This is a genomic window from Acidovorax sp. FG48 (assembly GCF_057809085.1).
In genome coordinates, this window is the sequence record NZ_JBMDJH010000006.1 from 48,396 (window position 1) to 71,717 (window position 23,322).

A 23,322-nucleotide genomic window follows, 5' to 3' on the forward strand; every position below is an offset into this window, starting at 1 on the left:
CTTGTAAACGGTCGTAAAATCCTGTTGTTGGTGCTCGCGGCGTGGTTCACATGCCGCAGTTCAACGGGAAGCAGGGAGGCGCCGTACCACCGGTACCCGCCCAGCCTGCGCTGCCCCCGCAACGGTCAGCGGACGAATCGCCCGATTCTCTCTCCATCCATAAGCCACTGGGTGCCTTGAACAAGCGCCTGGGAAGGCATTGGGGGGGTGTTCCGCCAGCCCGGATACCGGCCAACACGGTGGCTGCGTGCGTCCTTTTTTTGGCGCTGCGCGGCTGTATCACCCACACGCTGGCGGGAGGCCGGCCCGGGTTGTTTGTTGACCTTGATCCCCATGAAAATCCGTACCCTTCGTGCGCGCCCTGCGGCGTCGTTGTGCCTGCCCGCCCCACGCCTGGCACTGCTGTCACTGTTGGCTGGCAGCGCCTGCGGCGCTTTCGCACAGACCGCTCCGGCCTCCGGCGAGCTGTTGGCGCAAAACCTGCGCGCACCGTCGTTGTCTGAAACCGTGGTGGCCGCCACGCGCACGCCGCAGCCGCTGGCCGACCTGGTGGCGGACATCTCCATCGTGGACCGCGAAACCATCGAAACCAGTGGCGCTACCGGTCTGGCGGACCTGCTGGCCCGTCTGCCTGGTGTGGAGTTCTCGCGCAATGGCGGCCCCGGGACCACGACCGGTGTGTTCCTGCGTGGCGCGGAGTCGCGCTTCACTGCGGTGTACATCGACGGGGTGCGCATCGACTCGCAGTCCACCGGCGGCGCACCCTGGGAGAGCATTCCGCTCGGCCTCATCGACCGCATCGAAGTGCTGCGTGGCCCGGCGGGCGCCGTGTATGGCTCGGACGCCTTGGGGGGCGTGGTGCAGATCTTCACCAAGCGCGGTGAGAACGGTACGGCGCCTTACGTGGGCATCGGCGTGGGCAGCCACAACACCACCAAGGTGGAAGCCGGGATCAGCGGTGCCAGCGGCACGCTGGACTACGCCCTGGGGCTGGCGCGTGATGACAGCAAGGGCTTCAATGCGCGCCCTGTTGCCGGGCAGAACCCGGACCGCGACGGCTACCGCTCCACGGCGGGCCATGCGCGGGTCGGCTTGCAGGTCAACGCCGTGCACCGCCTCGAAGGCACGCTGATGGTCAACGACACCAACAGCGGCTACGACAGCGGCCTGGGCAAGGACGACCGCAACCTGCACACCCTGCACGCGCTGGGCCTCAACTGGACAGCCCAGTGGAACAGCGCCTACAAAACGCGTTTTTCCATCACCGACTCGCGCGATGAATACGAAACCCGCCCCTCGCCGTATCTGAGCGAAACACGCCTGCGCGGCTACCTGTTCCAGAACGAATGGCGCCAGGGCGCGCATCTGGTGACGGCCGCGCTGGAGCGCCGCGAGGACCGCCTGGAGAACCAACCCATCGACGCCAAGCGCTCGCAAGATGCGCTGGCGCTGGGCTACGGCTACAACGCCGCGGGCCACACCGTGCAGCTCAACCTGCGCCACGACTCCGACAGCGAGTTTGGCGGCAAGGGTACCGGCAGCGTGGCCTATGGCTATGCGATCACCCCGCAGTGGCGTGCCACGGCGTCGGTGGGAACGGCCTTCCGTGCACCCACGCTGTACCACCGCTTCAGCGAATACGGCGTGGCCACGCTGCGCCCCGAAAGCAGCCGCAATGCCGAAATGGCGCTGCGCTATGCCCAAGGCAACAGCACCTTCTCGGCCACGCTGTTCCGCAACCGCGTGAGCAACCTGATCTCCTTTGGCGGTGCGGGCACTTGTGCCTCCAGCTTTGGTTGCTATGCCAACACGGCCCGCGCCGAATACAAGGGCGTGACGTTTGCGGGCTCGCACCGTGTAGGCGACGTGCAGTTGCACGGCTCCATCGACCTGCAGCGCCCGCGCGACCTGGACACCGGCAAGCAACTGGCACGCCGCGCCAAGCAGCACGCCACCTTTGGCGCCGACACGCGCTTGGCAGGCTGGACCGTCGGCGCCGAAGTGCAGGCGTCGGGCCGCCGCTTCGACACCGTGGCCAATACCACCGTGCTGGGCGGCTACACGCTGGTCAACCTGTACGCCAGTACGCGCATTGGGCGCGACTACACGCTGCTGGCCCGCATTGACAACCTGGCCGACAAAGACTACCAACTGGCCCGCACCTATGCCACCGCTGGCCGCACGGTCTATGTCGGTGTGAAGTGGGCACCTCAGTGAAGCCCCCCCTGAGGCGCTGCGCGGCTTCCCCCCGCAGGGGGGACGCCACCCGTGGCCTGGCGGAGCCAGCTCCACGGTGGCACTGGCGTTGGGCGTGCCAGTGTCATCAACCGCTGGGTGAATGTCGCGCTGGGGGCGGTGTATGACACGCTGTGCAGCGCTGCTGATTGCGGCTCCGGCCTCCGGGCAGGGCAAGACCACCGTCACTGCCGCCCTGGCACGCCTGCATGCGCGCCAGGGGCGGCGTGTGCGGGTGTTCAAGTGCGGGCCGGACTTTCTGGACCCGCACTGGCATCAGCTGGCCAGCGGCGCACCCGTGCACCAGCTCGACCTGTGGATGAACGGCGAGGCCGACTGCGCGCAGCGCCTGCACGATGCTGCGCGTGATTCGGACCTGATCCTCATCGAAGGCGTGATGGGCTTGTTTGATGGTGACCCCAGCGCGGCCGACCTGGCCCGGCACTTTGGCGTGCCGGTGCTGGCGGTGGTCGATGCCTCGGCCATGGCGGGCACGTTTGGCGCGTTGGCCTATGGCCTGCGCCACTACCGGCCGGGCTTGCCCTGGGCCGGTGTGCTAGCCAACCGCGTGGGCAGCGCGCGCCATGCCGACATGCTGCGGGACGGCCTGCACGATGCCGATGACTGGATGGGCGCGCTGATGCGGGTGCAGCCCGGCAACGCTCCGACAACCGGCAAGGCCGGTGCCGCACTGCTGCCCGAACGCCACCTGGGTCTGGTGGCCGCACACGAGCTGGACGACAGCCAACAGCGGCTGGATGCTGCGGCCGACGCGCTGGCCGCCACGCCGCTGGGCCAGATGACGGTGGAAGACCTGCAGGGCTGGGCCGTGGACTTCCCGGCGCCTGCATCCCCGGTTGCCGTGCCTGCGCTGCTTGCGGGCCGCACGGTGGCTGTGGGGCGCGATGCGGCCTTCTGCTTCATCTACGCCGCCAACGTGCAGTGCCTGGAACAGATGGGCGCGCGCGTGGTGTTCTTCTCGCCGCTGCACGATGCCGCATTGCCCGATTGCGACGCCGTGTGGCTGCCCGGCGGCTACCCTGAGCTACACACCGCGCAGATCGCTGCCAACACCGGCATGTTGACCAGCCTGCGCGCCCATGTGGCGGCGGGCAAGCCGCTGTGGGCCGAGTGCGGCGGCATGATGGCGCTGTTTGAATCCATCACCCTCGCGGACGGCAGCGCGGCCCCGCTCTGGGGCCTGCTGCCCGGCCGCGTGACCATGCAAAAGCGCTTGGCAGCGCTGGGACCGCAGCACCTGACGGTGGCCGGGCACACGCTGCGCGGCCACACCTTTCACTATTCGACCAGCGACAGCAGCGCCCCCGTGGTGGCCCGCACGGCGCGCCCCCACGAGGCTGTGGCGCCCGACGCGGGCGAAGCGCTGTACCAGCAGGGCAGCATCTACGCCAGCTACTTCCACGCGTGGTTCCCGTCCAGCCCCGAGGCGGTTGCGCACCTGCTGGGCGGTGGGGGCCACGCATGACTTCGGCACTGCATTCGATCACCAACGAGTTGATCCTGGGCGGCCAGAAGAGTGGCAAATCCCGCCGCGCCGAACTGCTGGCGCGCGACTGGCTGGCGCAGTCTGCCGACCACCGCGCCGTGCTGATCGCCACCGGGCAAGCCTGGGACGACGAGATGCGCGAGCGCATCGCCCGCCACCAGCGCGACCGCGCCGAGCGCGTGCCCGGTTTGCAGACGGTGGAAGAGCCTCGGGACGTGGCCGCGGCCCTCACGCGGCTGAGCACGCCGCACACCCTGGTGGTGCTGGACTGCCTCACGCTGTGGCTGACCCAGTGGACCATGCCGCTGGGGTTCGAAACCATGAATTCAGAGCAAAAACAGGCGCAAGCGCTAGATTGGCATGCCCAAGCTACTATGTTTTTTGAAGCGATTCGGCAATCCCCCGGGCCCGTTGTTCTGGTGGGCAACGAAATAGGCCTGGGGGTCATCCCGATGGGGCGCGAGGTGCGCGCCTTTGTCGATGCGCTGGGCATGCTCAACCAGCAGGTGGCGCAGGTGTGTCCACGGGTCACGTTGATGGCTGCCGGTCTGCCTCTCACTTTGAAAGAACCCTGCTGATGAAACCAACCCCCGTGCGCCGCATCCTGTGGGTCATCGCCATTCTGGTGCTGCTGGGCCTGCTGATGGCCGGCCTCGCGCGTGCGCAGCCGGTGCACATCAAGGACGACAAGGGCCGCGAAGTCTCGCTTCCCCGTCCCCCGCAGCGCATCGTGAGCCTGCTGCCTTCGCTGACCGAAAGCGTGTGCGAACTGGAGCAATGCCACCGGTTGGTGGGTGTGGACCGCTACTCCAACTGGCCCGAGGCCGTGATTGCCAAGCTGCCCAAGGTGGGGGGCGGGCTGGACCCGAGCATCGAGGCCGTCGTGGCACTCAAGCCCGACGTGGTGCTGATGTCCGTCAGCTCGCGCGCCAGTGACCGGCTGGAGGCGCTGGGCCTCACGGTGGTGCAGCTCGAGCCCAAGACGCATGCCGACGTGCGCCGCGTGCTGGGCACTGTCAGCGACCTGCTGGGCGTGCCTCGCGCGCAAGGATCCGACCGCCTCTGGCGTGTGATCGACGCGGGCGTGCAGGCGGCTGCACAGTCCCTGCCGCCCAAGGCCAAAAATGTGCGTGTGTACTTCGAGGTGAGCCGTGGGCCCTATGCCGCGGGCGAGGCGTCGTTCATTGGCGAATCGCTCACCCGGCTGGGCGTGCGCAACGTGGTGCCGGCGTCGCTGGGGCCGTTTCCGCGCCTGAACCCAGAGTTCGTGGTGCGCGCCAACCCCGACATCATCATGATCGGCAACCGCAGCATGCAGGCCATGGTGCCGTACCCCGGCTGGGCTTCCATGCGTGCCATCCGCGAGAACCGGCTGTGCGTGTTTGGCCCCGGCGATTCCGATGTGGTGGTGCGCCCTGGGCCGCGCATGGCCGAGGCGGCCCGCATCATGGCGCGGTGTCTGGTGGACAAAGCGTCATGACCAGCATTCCGATCGACTTGCCCACGGGTTCCGCCAGCCGCCGCGCCGCATGGTGTGCCGCCTGGCTGTTGCTCGCCAGCGCGTTGCTGGCGGTGTGTGGCGCCAGCGTGGGCAGCACGGGCTTTGACAGCGTGCTGCGCATGCACGGTGACCCTGTGGCCTGGCAGATCGTGTGGGACATCCGCCTGCCGCGCACGGCGGGTGCGTGGCTGGCGGGGGCGCTGCTGGGCCTGTCGGGCGCGGTGGCGCAGGGTTTGTTTCGCAACCCGCTGGCCGACCCGTACCTGCTGGGCAGCGCCTCGGGCGCAGCGCTGGGCGGGGCTGTCGCCATGGCGCTCTTCGGGGTGTCGCCGGTGGCGGCGCAGTGGATGGCCCGCATCGGCATCACGGGCATGGCATTTTTGGGCGCGGCGGGGGCGGTGGTGCTCACGCTGCTGCTCGCCAAGGGCGTGCAGCACACGCTGCGCTTGTTGCTGGCGGGGGTGATTGTGGGCGTGGTGCTGGGCGCGCTGCGTGACCTGGTGGAACTGGCCTCGCCCGACATCCTGCAGGCCATGCAGGCCTTCACGCTGGGCAGCACGGCTTTTGTGGGCTGGGCGGCCTGCTTGCTCATGGCCGTGGCCTGGGCGCTGTGCTCGGTGGTTGCCTGGATGCTGGCACGTGCGCTGGACGGCCTCACGCTGGGCGAGGCCACGGCCGCCAGCCTGGGCCTGCCGCTCATGCCCATGCGTGTCGGGCTGGTGGCTGTCATGGCGCTGGCCACGGGCACGGCGGTGGCGCAGACGGGGCTCATCGCCTTTGTGGGGCTGGCGGCCCCGCACCTGGTGCGTTCCATCGTGCGCGTGACACACGAACGGCACATCGTGCTCTCCAGCCTGATGGGCGCGGTGCTGCTCATGGCGGCCGACATCCTGGCGCGCTGGCTGCTGGCGCCGCAGGAGCTGCCCGTGGGCGTGCTCACGGCGGCCCTGGGCGGCACCTATCTGCTGTGGCTCATGCACCGGCGCACCTCGCAGGGGGGCGCACTATGAAATCAATAGCTATCAGTGCAAATGGGATAAGCGCCAGCATCGGGAATCGCTCGATATTGCAGGGCATTGACCTGCAATTGCCCGCCGGGCGCTGGACCAGCATCGTCGGCCCCAACGGCGCGGGCAAGTCCACCCTGCTCAAGGTGCTGGCGGGCCTGCTGCCGCGTGTGGCAGTGCAGGGCGACGTGTTGTTGCTCGGCCGCCCGCTGGTGCAGATTCCTGCGCGCGAACGCGCCCGCCAGCTCGCCTGGCTGGGGCAGAACGAAGGCTCGGCCGACGACCTGACCAGTTATGACGTGGCCATGCTCGGCCGGCTGCCGCACCAGGCCTGGCTGGCACCGCCGGGTGCGGCCGACCACGCAGCGGTGGAGCAGGCGCTGCGCACCACGCAGGCCTGGGACTGGCGCCACCGCCCGCTATCGCAGCTGTCGGGCGGCGAACGGCAGCGCGTGCTGCTGGCCCGCGCCCTGGCCGTGCAGGCGCAGGTGCTGCTGATGGACGAGCCCCTGGCCAACCTCGACCCGCCGCACCAGACCGACTGGCTGCACACCATGCGTGCGCTGGTCGATGCGGGGGGCACGGTGGTCAGCGTGCTGCACGAGGTGTCGCTGGCACTGCAATCCGACGACATGGTGGTGATGGCACAGGGCCGCGTGCTGCACCAGGGCGCCTGCGATGCACCCGCCACGCACGCTGCGCTGGAGAGCGTGTTTGACCACCGCATCCACGTGCGGCATCTGGATGGCATGTGGATGGCGCTGCCATCGATGCAGCGCAAGCACAGCCAATGAAACAACACATGGATTGAGGGAGTGGAAGCATGAACATCGAATCGGGTTTTTCGCAGGTCGCGCAGTCGTTGCTCTGGCCGGTGCTGGTGCTGGTGGGGCTGGCGTTTGTCTACGCGCTGTGGTCGGGCGGCGCCACGCTCATGGAGGCGTGGCAACGCTGGCGCCAGCCGCAGTACCGTTCGCTGCGCGTGGCTCCGGGTTTGTCGATGGAAGAGCTGGAGCTGCAACTGGTGCGCCAGGTGGAGCCCGTGCGCCTGCTCAGCCGCCTGTCGCCCATGCTGGGGCTGATCGCCACGATGATCCCACTCGGCCCCGCGCTGCAGAGCGTCGCGGCGGGCAACGGCCAGCAGGCCCTCGCCGTTTTCAGCGGCGCCTTTGCGGGCGTGGTGCTGGCGCTGGCCGCCGCGTCGGTGGGCCTGGTGGTGTACTCGGTGCGCCGCCGCTGGCTGCTGGCCGAGCTGCTGGTGGTGCGCAAGGAGCGCGGGGTGGCGCAATGAGCTTGCGCCACTTGAACGTCCTGGCCGAGGACGATGACGATCCGATGCTGTCCGCCGTGAACCTGGTGGACGTGTTCCTGGTGCTGGTGGTGGCGCTGCTCACGGCCGTGGCCGTGCAGACCCAGACCAGCGCCAACGAAAGCGTCACCATCATCCGCAACCCCGGCCAGCCCGACATGGAAGTGGTCGTGCGCGAGCAGGGCAAGGAAGTGCGCTTCAAGGGCGCTGGCAGCACAGCGCAAGGGCAGGGCGTGCGCGCGGGCGTGGCCTACAAGCTGGAAGACGGCAATATCGTCTACATCCCTGAAACGGGCGCTGCTCCTGCCAGCGCTTCGGCCGGTGGCGCGGGTGGCGCCGCCACGCCGGCACCCGCCAAGCCATGAAGACACTGGTCTTGCGCGCGGCACTGTGGTGCCTGCTGCTGGCTGCGCCACTGGTGCATGCCGTCCAGGCTGAGAAAGCCTTGGCAGCGGGCGGCGCTGATAAAACAGCGCCGGTGCTGCTCTGGCTCACGTCCGACATCACCACCGCTCCGCGCACGGCCATGGTCCAGCGCCTGGCCTCCGACGCGGGCCTGGGCTTTGTGCACATCGACTACCCGCTGGCCGGCCCGGCGGTACTGGACGCGGCCCAGACCCAGAAGCTGGAGCGCGCACTGGCAGGCGCCGCCATGGTGTGGGTGGATGCACCGCATGCCAGCGTGGAGGCGCGCTTGCGCCGCATGGCGGGCCCGGCGTTGGATGCCCTTGCTGCCCGCACGCCAGGCCGCGTGGTGTGGGTGCCTGCGGGCACGCCTGCAGCCGATCTGGCAGCACTGGACGTTCCAGCCCGCATGGTGGCTTACTTGCAGGCGGGCGGCCCGCGCAACCTGAAGAACGCCATCGCACTGGCGCGCGCCACGGTGGCGGGTGTTGCGATGCCGACCTTGCCCGCGCCCGACATCCTGCCCCCCCGGGGCATCTACCACCCCGACGCGCCCCGCCTGCTGCCCAACGCTGCAGCGCTGGAGGCCTGGCGCCAGGGTCAGCCCGCGCTGCGCAGTCTGCCTGCCGTGGCCGTGCTGGTGCACCGCCACCACTTCATCGACGGCAGCACGGAGTGGCTCGATGCCTGGCTGCGCACCTTCCGCCAGCAGGGTCTGTTCGCTTATGCGGCCTTTGGTCAGCAGGTCACGGCGCAAACCCTGGCCGAGGTGCTGGAGCTGCCCCCCGAAAGCGGCACCGGCCCGGGCCGCCTGCATGCCTCGGCCCTGGTGCTGCACCAGCTGGTGCCCCAGGCCGCCGCACTGCAGCCGCTGTTGGCCCGGTGGGGCGTGCCGCTGCTGGGCACGCAGCCTTACCGTGCGGGGGATGTCGCCGCGTGGGAGGCCAGCGAAACGGGCTTGTCGCTGTCCGATGTGCCGTTCTATCTGGCGCAGCCCGAGGCGGCGGGTGCCATCGACCCGGTCCTGGTAGCCGCCCACGGCGCTGAGGGCCGGGACTTTCGCCTCATCGAGCGCCAGGCCCAGGCTGTGGCCGCGAAGGCGCGGCGGTTGATCGCACTGCAGACGAAACCCGCCGCCGACAAGCGCCTGGTGGCCATGGTCTACAACTACCCGCCGGGTGGCACCAACTTCGGCGCCTCATTCCTCAACGTGCCACGCAGCCTGGAGCAGGTCTCTGGCGGCCTGGCCCAGGCGGGCTACCGCACCGAACGTGTGCCCGAGCAGGGCTGGATCGATGGGCTCAAACCGCTGCTGGCCGCTTACTACCCCGGCGCCGATGTGCGCGCGCTGCTGCAAAGCGGCCAGGCCGCCGCGCTGCCGCTGGCGCGCTACGAGCAGCATCTGGCCACCTTGCCCAAGGCCGTGCGCGAACGCATGAACGCGCACTGGGGCACTCCCGAAAAGAGCCGCTACGTGGTCGAGTGGCAGGGCGAGAAGGTGTTCGCCATCCCGCGCCTGCAGGTGGGTCATCTTTCAGTGCTGCCCCAGCCCCCGCGCGAAGAAACACTGCGCCTGGGCCAGAACCCGTTCATGCACAAGAGCAACGCGCCGCTGTCGCACCACTACCTGGCCGTGTACCTGTGGGCGCAGCTGGAGGCCGATGCACTCATCCACTTCGGCACCCACGGCACGCAGGAATGGGCGGGCGGCAAGGCGCGCGCGCTGGATGTGCACGACGACGCGCTGCTGCCCCTGGGCGACCTGCCCGTGGTCTACCCCTACATCGTGGACAACCTGGGCGAGGCCCTCACGGCCAAGCGCCGGGGCCGCGCCGTGCTGGTGAGCCACCGCACGCCCGTGTTCGCCCCGGCAGGCTTCGAGGCGCGCATGGCCCACATGCACGAGGTGATGCACGAATGGGAAACCGTGGACGAAGGCCCCACGCGCCGCGCGCTCGAAAAGCAGCTGGTGGCGCAGTTTGTGGAACACCAGCTGCACCGCGACCTGGGCTGGAGCGCCGAGCGCATCGCGGCCGACTTCCACGGCTTTCTTGAAATCCTGCACCCCTATCTGGACCAGCTCGCGCAAAGCTCGCAGCCCAAGGGCCTGGCCGTGTTCGGCCGCGTGCCCGCGCCCGAGCAGCGGCGCGAGACCATCCTGCAGGCGCTGCGCAAGCCGCTGATCGAGGCGCTGGGCGAAGACATCGACGAAGCCTTCCTGATCAAGCACGACGCGGTGCTGGCTGCACGCCCTGCACGCTGGCTGGAAGTGGCGCTGACCGACGCGCAGGCCGCCAGCGTGCTGGACCTGCGCCCCGCGCTGCCTGACGCGCCGCCAGCACAGGACGGCCTGGTGCGCGCCGAAGACCATGTGCCCAACCGCGCAGCGCGCCAACCCATCGACACGCCCGCGCTGCTGCAACTGGCACAGCGCGCGCAAGAGCTGGAGCGCCTGCTGGCCACCGAGGGCGAGCTGCCCGGCTTGCTGGCCGCGCTGGAGGGCCGCTACCTGCCCGCAGCCTACGGCGGAGACCCCATCCGCAACCCCGACAGCCTGCCCACAGGCCGCAACCTCACGGGGCTGGACCCGAGCCGCCTGCCCACACGCCAGGCCTATGCCGTGGCGCAGACGCTGTTCAACGACTGGTTCAAGGATTACCAGGCGCGCCATGGCGGCCAGGCGCCAGAGCGCATGGCGCTGTCGCTTTGGGCGGGCGAAACGCTGCGCCACCAGGGCATCATGGAAGCGCAGGCGCTCGTGGCGCTGGGCATGCGCCCGGTGTGGGACGACTCGGGCCGCCCGGTGCGCGTCGAGACCATCCCCGCCGACGAGCTCAAACGCCCGCGCGTCGATGTGCTCATGAGCATCACCGGCTCCTACCGCGACCAGTTTCCCGCGCTGATGGCGCTGCTGGACCGTGCGGTGGCCCAGGCCGCCACGGCCGAGCCCGGCAACGTGATCGCTCGCAACACCGCGCAGATCGGCCAAGAGCTGCGCAAGCAAGGCGTGCCCCGCGCGCAGGCCGAGCAACTGGCGCGCGTGCGCGCGTTCGGCAATGCGGTGGGTGACTATGGCACCGGCCTGTCGGACGCGGTGCAAAGCGACGGCCTGCAGACCAACGATGCGCGCCTGGGCCAGATGTTCCTCGAACGCATGAGCCAGCCTTATCTGGAGGGCGAGCCGGTGACGGGCGTTGCGGGCGGTGTAGCGGCCAAGGCTTTGGGTGCCCACCTGCGCCGCACGGACGCGGCCATCCTCTCGCGCAGCTCGCACCTGTACGCCATGGTCAGCTCGGACGATCCGTTCCAGTATTTGGGCGGCATGTCAGCGGCCGCCCGCGTGGCCGGGCGTGCGCAGGGGCTGGAGCTGCATGTGGCCCAGCTGCAGGATGCAGGCGAGCCCACTACAGAGACCGCGCAGCGCGCCATTGCGCTGGAGATGCAGTCGCGCTACCTGCATCCCGGCTGGCTCCAGGCGCAGAAGGCCGAGGGCTATGCGGGCACGCTGCAGTTGCTCAAGGCCGTGCAGTTCGCGTGGGGCTGGCAGGCCGTCGCGCCCGACACGGTGCGCAGCGACCATTGGCAGAGCTTTTATGACGTGCTGGTGCGCGACAAGCACCAGCTGGGCCTGCCCCAGTGGCTCAAAGAGCATCCACAGGCCTATGCCCAGTCGCTGGAACGCCTGGTGCAGGCCCAGCGCCAGGGCTATTGGCAGGCCGATGCCGATGCGCAAAAGCAGATCGCGCAGCTGTACCAGGATCTGACACGCGCCGCGCCGCTGGCGGCCGAGCTGCCCAGCGTGCGCCGCTGGGTGGAGCGAGCGGCTCGTGGTGAATCCGTAAAGCTGACCCCGCCTGCAGGCATGGCCATTGCCGCGCCGCAGTCGCCAGCCCTGGCAGCGCCACAGCCCGTGCCCGCCGCCGCTGACCTGCCCGCGCCGCCCGCACAGGCAGAAGCACCACCCTCTGCGCCCGCCGTGCCTGCCATGGGCGTGTTGCTGGAGCGCCAGCCGGAGCCAGCCCCTTCTGACAGCGCCACCGAGCCCAGACCCGTGGAGCGCATGGCGGGCATCGTGGCCCTGCTGGTCATGGCTCTGGTGGCGATGGCGGGCGCCGCGTGGCAGGCGCGCCGTCCGTCCTCGTTGTCTTCCCCGTTGCAACCGGCCGGCGTGTGATGCCTGGCCTCTCTGAAAGAATCGACACCATGCAGATCGAAACCCCGCCCACCGAAAAACGCTACGAAAAGCCCGAGGGCGAACGCCGGGGCCTTGTTATCGTCAACACCGGCGACGGCAAGGGCAAAAGCACGGCCGCCTTTGGCCTGGCGCTGCGCGCCCATGGCCGGGGCAAGGCCGTGAAGATTTTCCAGTTCATGAAGGTGCCCACCGCGCGCTTTGGCGAGCACCGCATGTTCGAGCAGATTGGCCTGCCCATCGAGGGGCTGGGGGACGGCTTCAGCTGGAAGAGCAAGGACCTGGAGCACTCGGCCCAGCTCGCGCGCGACGGCTGGGAAAAGGCGCGCGCCGCCATCCTGTCGGGCGCGCATTTTCTGGTGGTGCTGGACGAGATCACCTACCCGCTGATCTACGGCTGGCTGCCGCTCGACGGCGTGCTGCAGACGCTGCGCGAGCGGCCCCGAGACGTGCACGTGTGCCTCACCGGCCGCCGCTGCCCCCCCGAGATCATCGAGCTGGCCGACACCGTGACCGAGATGCAGATGGTCAAGCACGCGTTCAAGGCAGGCATTCCTGCGCAGCGCGGCATTGAAGACTAGGGCCTGGCCCTCGTGTCCACCCCCTGGCTTTTCCTGCTGATGCCCACCTGGGCCTGGCCCGCTGCGGCCGTGGGCCTGGGCGTGCCGCTGCTGGCGCTGGCCATCGACTGGTGGCTGGGTGAGCCGCCAGCGCGCTGGCATCCGGTGGTGTGGATGGGCACGGCCTTGCACCGGGGCGGCGAGTGGGTGGCCCCGCTGACGCCTGTAGCACAGGACTTTCGGCGGTTTTGGCTGGGAGCGCTAGTGTGGATTGCCTTGGCTGCTATTGTTTTGATACTTTCCTGGTGGCTGCAACATGCGGCCTTGATGCTGATGGCCTGGCTGGCCCTGGTGATGCTGGCGTTTTTGCTCAAGCCCTTGCTGGCCTGGCGCATGCTGCACGACGAGGTGCTCGCGGTGGAGGTGGCGCTGGGCCAGTCGCTGCCCGCCGGGCGCGCGCAGCTGGCTCGCTTGGTGAGCCGGGACGTGAGCGCTCTCACCGCCGTGCAGGTGCGCGAGTCGGCCATCGAGTCGCTGGCCGAGAACCTGAATGATTCCGTGGTGGCGCCGCTGTTCTGGTTTGCGCTGCTGGGCCTGCCGGGCGCTGCGCTCTACCGCCTGGCCAATACGGCCGACGCCATGTGGGGTTACCCCGGTATGCGCAGCGGGCGCTACTGGCAATGGGCGGGCAAATGGGCGGCGCGGGCGGACGATGTGCTGTCTTGGGTGCCGGCCCGCATCACCGCCTTGTTGCTGGCGGTAGTCGCCAGGGGACTGCCGTTTTCCACGCTGGCCCGCCAGGCGCGCAAGACGCCATCGCCCAATAGCGGCTGGCCCATGGCGGCCATGGCACTGGCGTTGAATGTGCGCCTGGCCAAGCCCGGGGTGTACACGCTGCACAGCAAGGGCCGCAGGGCGGGGCCGCTCGATACGCGGCGCGCTGCACGCCTGGGCACGCAGGTGGTGCTGGCCATGGTGCCAGTGGTGGCGGGCCTGCAGTTGCTGGTGCTGGTGGTGTTTGCTTGGGCGCATGCATGAGCTCGCCGCGTCGTTGCTCTGCGCCCACGCCGTTGCACGGTGGCCCGGACGCCGCGGGCGTTCCGGTGTTTGATTTCTCGACCAACAGCAACGCCTGCGGGCCATGCCCCGAGGCGCTGCACGCCGTGCAGGCGGCCGACGCCACGCGCTACCCCGACCCGGCCTACACGGCGCTGCGCGAGGCCCTGGGCACCTTCCACGGTGTATCCCCAAGGCGCATCGTTCTGGCGGCCAGTGCCAGCGAGTTCATCCACCGCATCACCGCGCTGGCCGCACAGCAGGGCGCGGTGCAGGTGGCCGTGCCGCCACACAGCTATGGCGACTACGCCCAGGCCGCGCAGGTGCGCGGGCTGGAGGTGCTGCGGGGCGGCGGCGCCGCAGCGGGCCTGCAATGGGCGTGCGAGCCCTCCAGCCCTCTGGGTGTGGAAGATCCCTCGTTGCGCGGTTGGCGACAAAGTGATGCCGACGTTGCCTGGCGTGTGCTCGACTGCGCGTATGTCCCCCTGCGGCTCGGCGCGGAGGGCGCATGGGCTGGCGCGCCGTCGCCGCTCATGCCCTCGGCCTGCTGGCAGCTCTGGACCCCCAACAAGGCCCTGGGGCTGACGGGTGTACGTGCCGCCTATGCGATTGCGCCGCCAGACTGTGAAGAGCAGGCGCTGGGGCTGACGGCCCTGGCGTCTTCCTGGCCTGTGGGCGCCCACGGCGTGGCACTGCTGCAGGCGTGGACGCAGACCACCGTGCAGCAATGGCTGGTGCACAGCCTGCGCACTCTGGGCGATTGGAAGGCGCGCCAGCAGACGCTGTGCACCGATCTGGGCTGGGCTGTGCACGCAGGCAGCCTGGCCAACTATTTCTGCGCGCAGCCCGCTACCCACACGTTGCAGAGCGATCTGGCTGCGCTCCGCGCCAGTGGCATCAAGCTGCGCGACGCCACATCGTTCGGCCTGCCTGGCACCGTGCGCCTGGGGGTGCTTGCGCCCGCCGCACAAGACGCGCTGCGGGCTGCATGGCAGGCACTGCCGGGCCGTACCATCCCGCATTCCATCGGATCGAGGGAGACCTTGTGAGAACCATCACCGTCAATCGCTACGTCACGCCGCTGCGTGAAGGTGGCTCCATGCCTGCCATCGTCGAAGGCGACGACCTGGGTACCTACGTGCTCAAGTTCCGCGGCGCAGGGCAGGGCGTGCGCGCACTGCTGGCCGAGATGATCGCCGGCGGCATCGCCCGTGCGCTGGGCCTGCCCGTGCCCGAGATCGTGCTGGCCCAGCTCGACCCTGCCTTGGCGCAGACCGAGCCCGACCCCGAGATCCAGGACCTGGTGCGCGCTAGCGGTGGCCTGAACGTGGGGCTGGATTACCTGTCGGGTGCGCTCAACTTCGACCCGGCGGTGGATGTGGTGTCCGATGACTTCGCCTCCCGCCTCGTGTGGTTCGACGCGCTGGTGGGCAATGTGGACCGCACTGCGCGCAACACCAATCTGCTGATGTGGCACCGCCAGCCCTGGCTAATCGACCATGGCGCCGCGCTGACCTTTCACCACGCGTGGAACGGCACGGTGGTGCAGCCCGCGAAACCCTTTGCACCGATTGCCGACCATGTGCTGCTGGCCCGTGCCACGCTGCTCGCGCAGGTGGATGAGGAGCTGGCCGCACGCCTCACGCCCGAGGTGGTGGCCGGCATCCTGGCCGAGGTGCCCGACGAGTTCTTGTTGCTGGCTGGTGCCGACCACGAAGAAGGTCTGCTGACCGCCGCCGCCACCCACCGCCAGGCCTATGTGGACTACTTTTGCGCCCGCCTGGCCGGGCGTGCCATCTGGGTGAATGCGTTGAAGGAGGCCGTCGATGCACACGCCTGAGGTGTACGACTACGCCATCGTGCGCGTGGTGCCGCGCGTGGAGCGCGAGGAATTCATCAACGTGGGCGTGATCCTGTCGTGCCAGCGCACCGGCTTTTTGCAGGCTGCCATCGCGCTCGATGAAGCGCGGCTGCTGGCCATGGACCCGCATGCCGACATCGACACCGTGCGCCGCCACCTGGCCGCCATCGTGGCCATCTGTGCGGGCGACGAAGGCTGTGGCCCCATTGCGCGCCTGCCGTATCGCCAGCGCTTTCACTGGCTCACCGCCAAACGCAGCGCCATCATCCAGACCTCGCCTGTGCACACCGGCCGCTGCATCGATGCGGCGGCAGCCCTCGAACACATCATGGACCGCATGGTCCGCCCACTGCCGTGACTTTGACCCTATCCTCCCCACTGGCCCGCTGCGTGATGGTGCTGGGCACCACCAGCGGCGCCGGCAAAAGCTGGCTCACCACCGCGCTGTGCCGCTACTACAGCAACCTGGGCCTCAAGGTGGCGCCGTTCAAGGCGCAGAACATGAGCAACAACGCGCGTGTGGTGTCGGGCCCTGCGGGTGTGATGGGTGAAATCGGCAGCGCGCAGTATTTCCAGGCCCTGGCTGCGCGTGCCGAGCCTGAGGTGCGCATGAACCCGCTGCTGCTCAAGCCCGAGGCCGACACGCACAGCCAGGTCGTGCTGATGGGGCAGGTGAGTGCCGAGCTCACGGCCATGCCCTGGCGCGGCCGCAGCGAAAAGGTGTGGCCGCAGATCGCCGCAGCGCTCGATGCATTGCGCGCCGAGAACGACGTGGTGGTGATTGAGGGCGCCGGTTCGCCCGCCGAAATCAACCTGCACGCCAGCGACATCGTGAACATGCGTGTGGCCCGCCATGCCGATGCGCGCTGCCTGCTGGTGACGGACATCGACCGGGGCGGCGCGTTCGCCCACCTGTACGGCACCTGGGCACTGTTGCCCGAGGACGAGCGCGCGCTGATCCAAGGCTTTGTACTCAACAAGTTTCGCGGCGATGCCAGCCTGCTGGCGCCTGCGCCGCAGATGCTGCAAGAGCTGACCGGCGTGCCCACCGTGGCCACCATCCCCATGCAGTGGCGCCACGGGCTGCCGGAGGAAGACGGCGTGTTTGACGACCGCACCTTGTCCGCAGGCGCCGTGCACACCACTGTGGCCGTCATCGCCTACCCGCGCATCAGCAACCTCGACGAGTTCCAGCCGCTCAAGAACGTGCCCGGCGTGCGCCTGCTTTGGGCGCGCAGCCCGGCCGACCTGGCGGGCCTCAAGACCACCGACTGGGTGGTGCTGCCCGGCTCCAAGTCCACCGCCGCCGACCTGGCCTGGCTGCGCGTGCAAGGGCTGGACCAGGCCATTGCCCAGCACGCGGGGCAGGGCGGCAGGGTGCTGGGCGTGTGTGGTGGCCTGCAGATGCTGGGCGAGGCGCTGATTGACACCGCTGGCATCGACGGCAATGCGCCGGGCCTGGGCTTGTTGCCCCTGGTCACCACCTTCGAGGTTGCCAAGACCGTGCAACGCACACAGGCGCAGTTTGGTGCTATGCAGGGCGCCTGGGCGGCGTTGGCCGGTGTGCCCGCCACCGGCTACGAAATCCACCACGGCCAGACGGCCCAGCACCCGGCCATGGCTGCCAAGGGCGATGTGGCGCGCGAGGTCATCCCGGGTATTGCTTGGCAGAACCCGTCGGGCAATGTGCTGGGCGTGTACCTGCACGGCTTGTTTGAGGATGCTGCGGTGCTGCACGCGCTGTTTGGCGCGCAGGTGCCCACGCTGGACAGTGTGTTTGACGGACTCGCAGGCTTCCTGGGCAACAGCTTCACACCGGGCGTGCTGGATGCGCTGGTAGCGCCTTAGCGTGCCGGATACCGTGGCGCCATTCAGCCCCTCACACCCGTTCGCAGTGGCAGGCGAGGGTGGTGTACGGAAAGCGCACGGTGTCCTGCCCGCGCAGCGCGGGGTGTCGGGCTATCAAAGCCTCGATCTGGGCGCGCACCTTGGCGCGTTCAGCATCCGGCAGGGCCGCGATAAAACTGATCGACATGAAACGGTCCACGATGACCTGCTGGGGTGGCCCCACATGCTCGTGGGTCAGCCGGGTCTCGACCAATGGGCCGAAACCGGGGTGTGGAAAGGGTTTGCGCCAGTCGCCCTTGTAGAAGCGCGGGGCATCGCCCTCGTGGGGCGTGATGATGGTGGTGAGCTCGGCCACCCAGTCCACCGACTCATCGCGCACGTTCCACACCAGGCCCAGCTTGCCGCCCGGGCGCAGCACACGGTGGAATTCGTCCAGGGCTTCGCGGGTGGCAAACCAGTGGAAGGCCTGCGCACAGACCACGGCATCCAGCTTGCCAGATGGCAGCGGAATGGCTTGCGCCGTGCCCGCCATGGCGCGCACCGTGGGCAGTTGCAGGGCATCGATCTTGGCGCGCATGGCGTCCACGGGCTCCACCCCCACCACCGTGGCCCCGGTGGTCGCAAGCAGTGCGGTGAACTTGCCAGTACCCGCACCCACATCGGCCACCTCGCGGCCGGGGCCCAAGCCCAAGGCCTGTGCCAGCCAGGCCGACAGCGCCGCCGGGTAGTCCGGCCTGCCGCGCGCATAGGCCTGCGCCTCTTTTTCAAAACCCTGCTGTGCCGCTTTGTGCACGGCGTTCTTTGTGTTCTCCATCACCATGACCTCACCTTTCGTACTTCCATCCGTTGCTGACTTGCATGATGCCGCGTTGGCCAGCCGCCTGCAGCACGTCATTGACCACAAGACCAAGCCCCTGGGCTCGCTGGGCCTGCTGGAGCGCCTGGCGTTGCGCCTGGGCGTGATTCTGGGCACCGAATCCCCCGTGCTGCATGCCCCCCAGATGCTGGTGTGCGCGGGCGACCACGGCTTGGCCGCGCGGGGTGTCTCGGCGTTCCCGAGCGATGTGACCTGGCAGATGGTGGAGAACTTTTTGGCGGGTGGCGCGGCCGTGAGCGTGCTGGCCCGCCAGCATGGCCTGGGCCTCACGGTGGTGGACTGTGGCGTGGCCAAGCCCATTGCTGCGCGCGATGCAGCACCTGGCCAGCCGCGCCTGTTGCTGCGCAAGGTGGCACCGGGTACGCAAGACGCCTCCGTCGGCCCGGCCATGAGCGCCGAGCAATGTGCACAGGCGCTGGCCAACGGGGTGGAGGTGGTGCGTGGGCTGCCGGGTAACGCCTTGCTGCTGGGCGAGATGGGCATTGCCAACACCTCGGTGGCATCGCTGCTGCTGGCGCGCCTGGCAGGGCTGCCGCTGGCCGAGGTGACGGGCGCGGGAACCGGGCTGGATGCCGCAGGCATCGAACGCAAGCGCGCGGTGTTGCAGCAGGCGCTGGACGCCAATGCCGGCGCCACCAGCCCGCTGGATGCCCTGGCCGCGCTGGGCGGCTATGAAGTGGCCACGCTGGTGGGCGCGGTGCTGCAGGCAGCGGCCGAGCGGCGCGTGATTGTGGTGGACGGTTTTATCACCAGCGCGGCCGTGCTGGTGGCAAGCCGCATCGCGCCGCAGGTGCTGCAGCGCTGTGTGTTCGCCCACCGCTCGGGCGAGCGGGGCCACAGCCTGATGCTGGAACAGATGCAGGCCGAGCCTCTGCTGGACCTGGGCTTGCGCTTGGGCGAGGGCTCGGGCGCGGCGCTGGCCTGGCCGTTGCTGCAATCGGCCTGTGCCGTGCTGCGCGAGATGGCGAGTTTTGAATCGGCCGGTGTGGCCACGCAGACGGCCTGAGTCGCCTTACTGGAAGAGATTTCAGCCCACCACAGTGCGGTTGCGGCCTTCTTCCTTGGCGCGGTAGAGGGCGGCATCGGCGCGGGAGAGCATGGCGTCCAGGGTTTCTTGTGGCCCGGTCCAGCTGGTCAGCCCGATGCTCACCTCGCAGTCCAGCGGGTGCCCCGAGGCCAGCGTGGCGTGGATGCGCTGGGCCACGGCCAGGGCCGCTTGCGCGTCGGCTCCCGGCAGCAGCACCAGAAATTCATCGCCCCCGTAGCGACCCAGGCGGTCGGCGCGGCGCAGCACCTGGCGGGTGCGCTCGGCAAAGTGCACCAGCACCGCATCGCCGTGCTGGTGGCCGCGCGTGTCGTTCACCGCCTTGAAGTTGTCCAGGTCCACCATCATGATGGACGGACCGCCGCCGTAGCGCTGCGCGCGCTCCAGCTCGTCCTCGCAGCGCTGCAGCAAGGCACGGCGGTTGAGGGTTTGGGTCAGCGAGTCATAGGTGGCCAGATGCTCCAGCTCGGTGCGCAAGCGGTCTGTGGCCATCAGCACCGCGCCAATGGACAACATCAGCACGGTGAGCGCATAGGCACCGATGTACAGAGTCTGGAACAGCGAGGGCTCCATCAGGTCGTTGCCCGCGTGCCCTGCCAGTATCGAACCCAGCCTGACCCCCAGTACCAGCATGTGCAGGCCCAGCATCACCTCCACCAGCCGCACCGGGAAGTTGCGCCCCCCGTGGCGCAGCATGAAGCGCAGTTGCGCGGCGTACAGCGCCCCCATCACCACGGTGAAAAATCCCACCCGCACGGCATAGTTGGGCCACCCGTAGGTCAGCCAGGCAAACACCACCGTGGTGCCGGCCATCACCCAGTTCCAGGTGCGCCAGGTGGCGGGCTGGCCCATGAACTGGCGGGTGCCCATGTAATAAGTGACCGAGCCCAGCACCAGCAACTGGTTGGCCAGCACCAGGCCCAGCCAGTCGGGGATGGCGCCACGCGCGCCAAACAGCACGGTGGACAGCAGCCACAGCAATGGCGCCGCCGCCCATCCGCCCACGCCCCGGATGCTGGGCGGGTAGTGCCGCCGCATGAACAGCAGCACCAGGGCCATGACGGCAGACATGAAACCCGCCAGGGCGATCATGGAGCGCGGGTCGAGGTTCGTCATGCGGCAGGCAAGAGGAGGGGGGAGGACGTGCCTACGTAATAAATTGTTTCAAAGGCGAGGCCAGTATAGCCACGCACCCGCAGTGCTCAGCGCTGTTTCGGTGCATGGTTTGCCCGAGGTTGGACCAGGGGCAGCGCGGGTGTGGACCGGTATGGGGCGGCAATGTGCGCCGTGTTGGTGCATTTTGTATGCAAAGTTCATAAAACATTGTGTACAAAGTTGGCATGGGCCTTGCGTAGGGCATACGCCATGCAAAGCACCCACCCTGCGCCCACCTCCGCCGCCATTGAAATCGTGGCGCTGACCAAACGCTACGCCCAAGGCAAGCCCGCCGTGGATGCGATCAACCTGCGCATTGCCAGTGGCAGCTACTGCTGCCTGCTGGGGCCTTCGGGCTGCGGCAAGAGCACCACGTTGCGCATGATCGCTGGGCACGAATCGGTGACGAGCGGCGACATCCTGCTGGAAAACCGCAACATCACCGACCTGCCCGCCGCCGCACGCGGCACGGCCATGATGTTCCAGAGCTTTGCGCTGTTTCCGCACCTCTCGGCGCTGGATAACGTGGCCTTCAGCCTGAAGATGAAAGGCGTGGCCAAGGCCGAACGCCAGGCCAAGGCGCGCGACCTGCTGGAGCGCGTGGCCCTGGGGCACTTGGCCGAGCGCAAGCCCGCAGAACTCTCCGGCGGGCAGCAGCAGCGTGTGGCGCTGGCGCGGGCCCTGATCACCCAGCCGCGTGTGCTGCTGCTCGACGAGCCGCTGTCCGCGCTCGACCCCTTCCTGCGCATCCAGATGCGTGCCGAGTTGCGCCGCTGGCAAAAAGAGCTGGGCCTGACGTTTATCCATGTGACCCACAGCCAGGAAGAGGCCATGGCCCTGGCCGACACCATGGTGGTGATGAACCACGGCGTGATCGAGCAGGTGGGCAGCCCGCACGAGGTCTATAACCGGCCCGCCAGCGAATTCGTGGCGCGCTTCATGGGTGGGCACAACGTGATTGACACGCCCGAAGGCAAGGTGGGCGTGCGCACCGACCACTTGCAGATCGCCCCCGCCCACGCCGAGCTGCCCTGGGGCGCCCAGCGCATGCAGGCCGTGGTGACCGACGTGGAGTACCAGGGTACCTACGTGCTGCTGGGCTTGCAAAAGCAGGGCGTGGCCCTGTCGGCCAACGCCACGGCGGCGTACTCGGTGATGGTGTCTGAAGCCGCCTTTGCCGCGCAGCCCTACCAGGTGGGGCAGGGCGTGCAACTGCACTGGACGCCCGACCAGGCGCACCCGCTGTCCGTGCCCGCTCCCGCAGTGGCCGTCGCCGCCTGACCGCGCCGCCGCTTTACCTCTTTTTCCACCCGTCCCCTTCCGCAACCCAAGGAGTTTTCCCATGTCCGATGCTTCCCGTGCTGATTCCCCTGTTGTTGTCTCCGATGCCACTGGAGTGGCGCGCCGCTCGCTGCTCAAGGGCACGGCAGGCATCCTGGCTGCCGGCATGTTCCCGGCCGTGCATGCGCAGGAGAAGATCGCGCTGCGCTACCTGGGCACGGCGGTGAACCAGGACAAGGCGATCGCCGAGAAGTTCAAGGCCGACACCGGCATCGAGATCCAGTACGTGGCCGTGACCACCGACGACGTGACCAAGCGCGCCGTGACCGCTCCCAACAGCTTTGACCTGATCGACACCGAGTACTTCTCGCTCAAGAAGATCGTGCCCACGGGCAACTTGAAGGGCATCGACACCAAGCGCATCAAGAATGCCGACAAGATCACCACGCTGTTCACCACCGGCATGGTGGCAGGCAAGGCCGTGGGCGACCAGGGCACCGCGCCCAAGAAGGTGATCTACCTGGAAGGCGAAAAGTCCAAGAAGTTTGCGACCGCGCCCACGCAGTTCATGAGCCTGATCCCTACCGTGTACAACGCCGACACGCTGGGCATCCGCCCCGATTTGATCAAGCGCCCCATCAACTCCTGGGCCGAGCTGCTGAACGCCGAATTCAAGGGCAAGGCCGCCATCCTGAACATTCCCTCCATTGGCATCATGGACGCCGCCATGGTGGTCGAGGCCATGGGCATCTACAAGTACCCCGACAAGGGCAACATGACCAAGAAGGAGATTGATCTCACGATCAAGACCCTGATCGAAGCCAAGAAGCAGGGCCAGTTCCGCGCACTGTGGAAGGACTTCAATGAGTCGGTGAACCTGATGGCATCGGGCGAAGTGGTGATCCAGTCGATGTGGAGCCCTGCCGTCACCGCCGTGCGTACCAAAGGCATCGCCTGCAACTTCCAGCCGCTCAAAGAAGGCTACCGTGCCTGGGCTGCGGGCTTTGGCCTGCCCACCACGCTGAGCGGCCGCAAGCTCGATGGCGCCTACGAGTTCATCAACTGGTTCTTGGACGGCTGGGCTGGTGCCTACCTCAACCGCCAGGGCTACTACAGCGCCGTGCTGGAAACCGCCAAGGCCAAGATGGAAGCCTACGAGTGGGCCTACTGGATGGAAGGCAAGCCCGCTACGCAAGACATCAAGAGCCCGAACGGCGATGTGCTGGCCAAGGCCGGTGCGGTGCGCGACGGCGGCAGCTATGAATCGCGCATGGGCGGCATTGCGTGCTGGAACGCGATCATGGATGAGAACAACTACATGGTGCAGAAGTGGAACGAGTTTGTCGCGGCATAAGGTAGGCACCCCCTGAGGCGTTGAGCGCCCTCACCCCTCTCTCGAACCGCTGCGCGGTTCGGGAGGGGGACGCCCCCCGGTGCGGCGGGGCGGCCCTTGCACGGGGGCACTGGCCTTTGGCCGCGCCGG

General features: G+C 68.4%; 20 protein-coding genes and 1 riboswitch. Of the genes, 18 read left to right on the top strand and 2 right to left on the bottom strand.

Going from position 1 to position 23,322, the window contains the following annotated elements; genetic code table 11:
* Nucleotides 1-11: 11 nt before the first annotated feature.
* A riboswitch (cobalamin riboswitch) is annotated at nt 12-250 on the top strand.
* 83 nt (nt 251-333) lie between these two features.
* The 15 genes from ACODSU_RS10640 (at nt 334) to ACODSU_RS10710 (ending at nt 17,481) form a co-directional block, all read left to right on the top strand.
* Complete coding sequence (locus ACODSU_RS10640; protein WP_488842226.1) at nt 334-2,217, top strand: TonB-dependent receptor domain-containing protein; 1,884 nt, start codon at nt 334-336, stop codon at nt 2,215-2,217.
* A gap of 142 nt (nt 2,218-2,359) precedes the next feature.
* Nucleotides 2,360-3,721 carry a cobyrinic acid a,c-diamide synthase CobB gene (locus ACODSU_RS10645; protein ID WP_488842228.1) on the top strand — a complete coding sequence of 454 codons (1,362 nt, stop codon included), beginning with the start codon at nt 2,360-2,362 and terminating at the stop codon, nt 3,719-3,721.
* On the top strand, nt 3,718-4,320 hold the full coding sequence (locus ACODSU_RS10650) for a bifunctional adenosylcobinamide kinase/adenosylcobinamide-phosphate guanylyltransferase (protein WP_488842230.1): 603 nt from the start codon (nt 3,718-3,720) through the stop codon (nt 4,318-4,320). The genes ACODSU_RS10645 and ACODSU_RS10650 overlap by 4 nt, the downstream gene beginning before the upstream one ends.
* Nucleotides 4,320-5,222: an ABC transporter substrate-binding protein gene (locus ACODSU_RS10655; RefSeq protein ID WP_488842232.1), complete on the top strand. Its 903-nt coding sequence runs from the start codon at nt 4,320-4,322 to the stop codon at nt 5,220-5,222. Before ACODSU_RS10650 ends, ACODSU_RS10655 begins: the two co-directional genes overlap by 1 nt.
* On the top strand, nt 5,219-6,253 hold the full coding sequence (locus ACODSU_RS10660) for a FecCD family ABC transporter permease (RefSeq protein WP_488842234.1): 1,035 nt from the start codon (nt 5,219-5,221) through the stop codon (nt 6,251-6,253). Before ACODSU_RS10655 ends, ACODSU_RS10660 begins: the two co-directional genes overlap by 4 nt.
* Nucleotides 6,250-7,044, top strand: coding sequence for an ABC transporter ATP-binding protein (locus ACODSU_RS10665; RefSeq protein WP_116747428.1), 795 nt, complete (start codon nt 6,250-6,252; stop codon nt 7,042-7,044). The genes ACODSU_RS10660 and ACODSU_RS10665 overlap by 4 nt, the downstream gene beginning before the upstream one ends.
* Nucleotides 7,045-7,073: 29 nt before the next feature.
* Nucleotides 7,074-7,541: a hypothetical protein gene (locus tag ACODSU_RS10670; RefSeq protein ID WP_008906167.1), complete on the top strand. Its 468-nt coding sequence runs from the start codon at nt 7,074-7,076 to the stop codon at nt 7,539-7,541.
* Nucleotides 7,538-7,924, top strand: a complete 387-nt coding sequence (locus ACODSU_RS10675) for a DUF2149 domain-containing protein (protein WP_488842237.1) — start codon at nt 7,538-7,540, stop codon at nt 7,922-7,924. The genes ACODSU_RS10670 and ACODSU_RS10675 overlap by 4 nt, the downstream gene beginning before the upstream one ends.
* On the top strand, nt 7,921-12,138 hold the full coding sequence (gene cobN, locus ACODSU_RS10680; protein ID WP_488842239.1) for a cobaltochelatase subunit CobN: 4,218 nt from the start codon (nt 7,921-7,923) through the stop codon (nt 12,136-12,138). Before ACODSU_RS10675 ends, cobN begins: the two co-directional genes overlap by 4 nt.
* 29 nt (nt 12,139-12,167) lie before the next feature.
* Nucleotides 12,168-12,737, top strand: coding sequence for a cob(I)yrinic acid a,c-diamide adenosyltransferase (gene cobO, locus ACODSU_RS10685; protein ID WP_488842241.1), 570 nt, complete (start codon nt 12,168-12,170; stop codon nt 12,735-12,737).
* A gap of 39 nt (nt 12,738-12,776) precedes the next feature.
* The gene (gene cbiB, locus ACODSU_RS10690) at nt 12,777-13,754 is read left to right on the top strand and encodes an adenosylcobinamide-phosphate synthase CbiB (RefSeq protein ID WP_488842438.1); all 978 of its coding nucleotides are present in this window, start codon (nt 12,777-12,779) and stop codon (nt 13,752-13,754) included.
* Nucleotides 13,751-14,821 (top strand): aminotransferase class I/II-fold pyridoxal phosphate-dependent enzyme, encoded by a 1,071-nt coding sequence (locus ACODSU_RS10695; protein WP_488842243.1) that lies wholly within the window; start codon nt 13,751-13,753, stop codon nt 14,819-14,821. The genes cbiB and ACODSU_RS10695 overlap by 4 nt, the downstream gene beginning before the upstream one ends.
* Nucleotides 14,818-15,612 (top strand): HipA family kinase, encoded by a 795-nt coding sequence (locus tag ACODSU_RS10700; protein WP_291446125.1) that lies wholly within the window; start codon nt 14,818-14,820, stop codon nt 15,610-15,612. The genes ACODSU_RS10695 and ACODSU_RS10700 overlap by 4 nt, the downstream gene beginning before the upstream one ends.
* Entirely contained in the window at nt 15,599-15,991 is a 393-nt protein-coding gene (locus tag ACODSU_RS10705; protein WP_488842245.1) for a DUF3037 domain-containing protein, read from the top strand. Before ACODSU_RS10700 ends, ACODSU_RS10705 begins: the two co-directional genes overlap by 14 nt.
* A 35-nt stretch (nt 15,992-16,026) precedes the next feature.
* Nucleotides 16,027-17,481: a cobyric acid synthase gene (locus ACODSU_RS10710; protein ID WP_488842439.1), complete on the top strand. Its 1,455-nt coding sequence runs from the start codon at nt 16,027-16,029 to the stop codon at nt 17,479-17,481.
* Between the two features lie 31 nt (nt 17,482-17,512).
* On the opposite strand, the gene ACODSU_RS10715 is transcribed toward ACODSU_RS10710, so the two are convergent.
* Nucleotides 17,513-18,301, bottom strand: coding sequence for a class I SAM-dependent methyltransferase (locus tag ACODSU_RS10715; protein ID WP_488842247.1), 789 nt, complete (start codon nt 18,299-18,301; stop codon nt 17,513-17,515).
* On the opposite strand from ACODSU_RS10715, the gene cobT reads away from it, so the two are divergent.
* Nucleotides 18,300-19,364, top strand: a complete 1,065-nt coding sequence (cobT, locus tag ACODSU_RS10720; protein WP_476017597.1) for a nicotinate-nucleotide--dimethylbenzimidazole phosphoribosyltransferase — start codon at nt 18,300-18,302, stop codon at nt 19,362-19,364. The two genes, ACODSU_RS10715 and cobT, sit on opposite strands and share 2 nt — an antisense overlap.
* A 21-nt stretch (nt 19,365-19,385) precedes the next feature.
* Here cobT and ACODSU_RS10725 read toward each other — a convergent pair whose 3' ends face one another.
* Complete coding sequence (locus tag ACODSU_RS10725) at nt 19,386-20,519, bottom strand: GGDEF domain-containing protein (protein ID WP_488842250.1); 1,134 nt, start codon at nt 20,517-20,519, stop codon at nt 19,386-19,388.
* 249 nt (nt 20,520-20,768) lie between these two features.
* Between ACODSU_RS10725 and ACODSU_RS10730 the strand changes: the two genes are divergently transcribed.
* Nucleotides 20,769-21,839: an ABC transporter ATP-binding protein gene (locus ACODSU_RS10730; RefSeq protein WP_488842251.1), complete on the top strand. Its 1,071-nt coding sequence runs from the start codon at nt 20,769-20,771 to the stop codon at nt 21,837-21,839.
* Between the two features lie 61 nt (nt 21,840-21,900).
* Nucleotides 21,901-23,193, top strand: a complete 1,293-nt coding sequence (locus ACODSU_RS10735) for an ABC transporter substrate-binding protein (protein WP_488842253.1) — start codon at nt 21,901-21,903, stop codon at nt 23,191-23,193.
* The last annotated feature ends 129 nt before the right edge of the window (nt 23,194-23,322 follow it).

Excerpts from the sequence above, each read along its gene's own strand:
- ACODSU_RS10640 (WP_488842226.1), top strand. The coding sequence starts at position 334 with ATGAAAATCCGTACCCTTCGTGCGCGCCCTGCGGCGTCGTTGTGCCTG.
- ACODSU_RS10645 (WP_488842228.1), top strand. The coding sequence starts at position 2,360 with ATGACACGCTGTGCAGCGCTGCTGATTGCGGCTCCGGCCTCCGGGCAG.
- ACODSU_RS10650 (WP_488842230.1), top strand. The coding sequence starts at position 3,718 with ATGACTTCGGCACTGCATTCGATCACCAACGAGTTGATCCTGGGCGGC.
- ACODSU_RS10655 (WP_488842232.1), top strand. The coding sequence starts at position 4,320 with ATGAAACCAACCCCCGTGCGCCGCATCCTGTGGGTCATCGCCATTCTG.
- ACODSU_RS10660 (WP_488842234.1), top strand. The coding sequence starts at position 5,219 with ATGACCAGCATTCCGATCGACTTGCCCACGGGTTCCGCCAGCCGCCGC.
- ACODSU_RS10665 (WP_116747428.1), top strand. The coding sequence starts at position 6,250 with ATGAAATCAATAGCTATCAGTGCAAATGGGATAAGCGCCAGCATCGGG.
- ACODSU_RS10670 (WP_008906167.1), top strand. The coding sequence starts at position 7,074 with ATGAACATCGAATCGGGTTTTTCGCAGGTCGCGCAGTCGTTGCTCTGG.
- ACODSU_RS10675 (WP_488842237.1), top strand. The coding sequence starts at position 7,538 with ATGAGCTTGCGCCACTTGAACGTCCTGGCCGAGGACGATGACGATCCG.
- cobN (WP_488842239.1), top strand. The coding sequence starts at position 7,921 with ATGAAGACACTGGTCTTGCGCGCGGCACTGTGGTGCCTGCTGCTGGCT.
- cobO (WP_488842241.1), top strand. The coding sequence starts at position 12,168 with ATGCAGATCGAAACCCCGCCCACCGAAAAACGCTACGAAAAGCCCGAG.
- cbiB (WP_488842438.1), top strand. The coding sequence starts at position 12,777 with ATGCCCACCTGGGCCTGGCCCGCTGCGGCCGTGGGCCTGGGCGTGCCG.
- ACODSU_RS10695 (WP_488842243.1), top strand. The coding sequence starts at position 13,751 with ATGAGCTCGCCGCGTCGTTGCTCTGCGCCCACGCCGTTGCACGGTGGC.
- ACODSU_RS10705 (WP_488842245.1), top strand. The coding sequence starts at position 15,599 with ATGCACACGCCTGAGGTGTACGACTACGCCATCGTGCGCGTGGTGCCG.
- ACODSU_RS10710 (WP_488842439.1), top strand. The coding sequence starts at position 16,027 with ATGGTGCTGGGCACCACCAGCGGCGCCGGCAAAAGCTGGCTCACCACC.
- cobT (WP_476017597.1), top strand. The coding sequence starts at position 18,300 with ATGACCTCACCTTTCGTACTTCCATCCGTTGCTGACTTGCATGATGCC.
- ACODSU_RS10715 (WP_488842247.1), bottom strand. The coding sequence starts at position 18,301 with ATGGTGATGGAGAACACAAAGAACGCCGTGCACAAAGCGGCACAGCAG.
- ACODSU_RS10725 (WP_488842250.1), bottom strand. The coding sequence starts at position 20,519 with ATGACGAACCTCGACCCGCGCTCCATGATCGCCCTGGCGGGTTTCATG.
- ACODSU_RS10730 (WP_488842251.1), top strand. The coding sequence starts at position 20,769 with ATGCAAAGCACCCACCCTGCGCCCACCTCCGCCGCCATTGAAATCGTG.
- ACODSU_RS10735 (WP_488842253.1), top strand. The coding sequence starts at position 21,901 with ATGTCCGATGCTTCCCGTGCTGATTCCCCTGTTGTTGTCTCCGATGCC.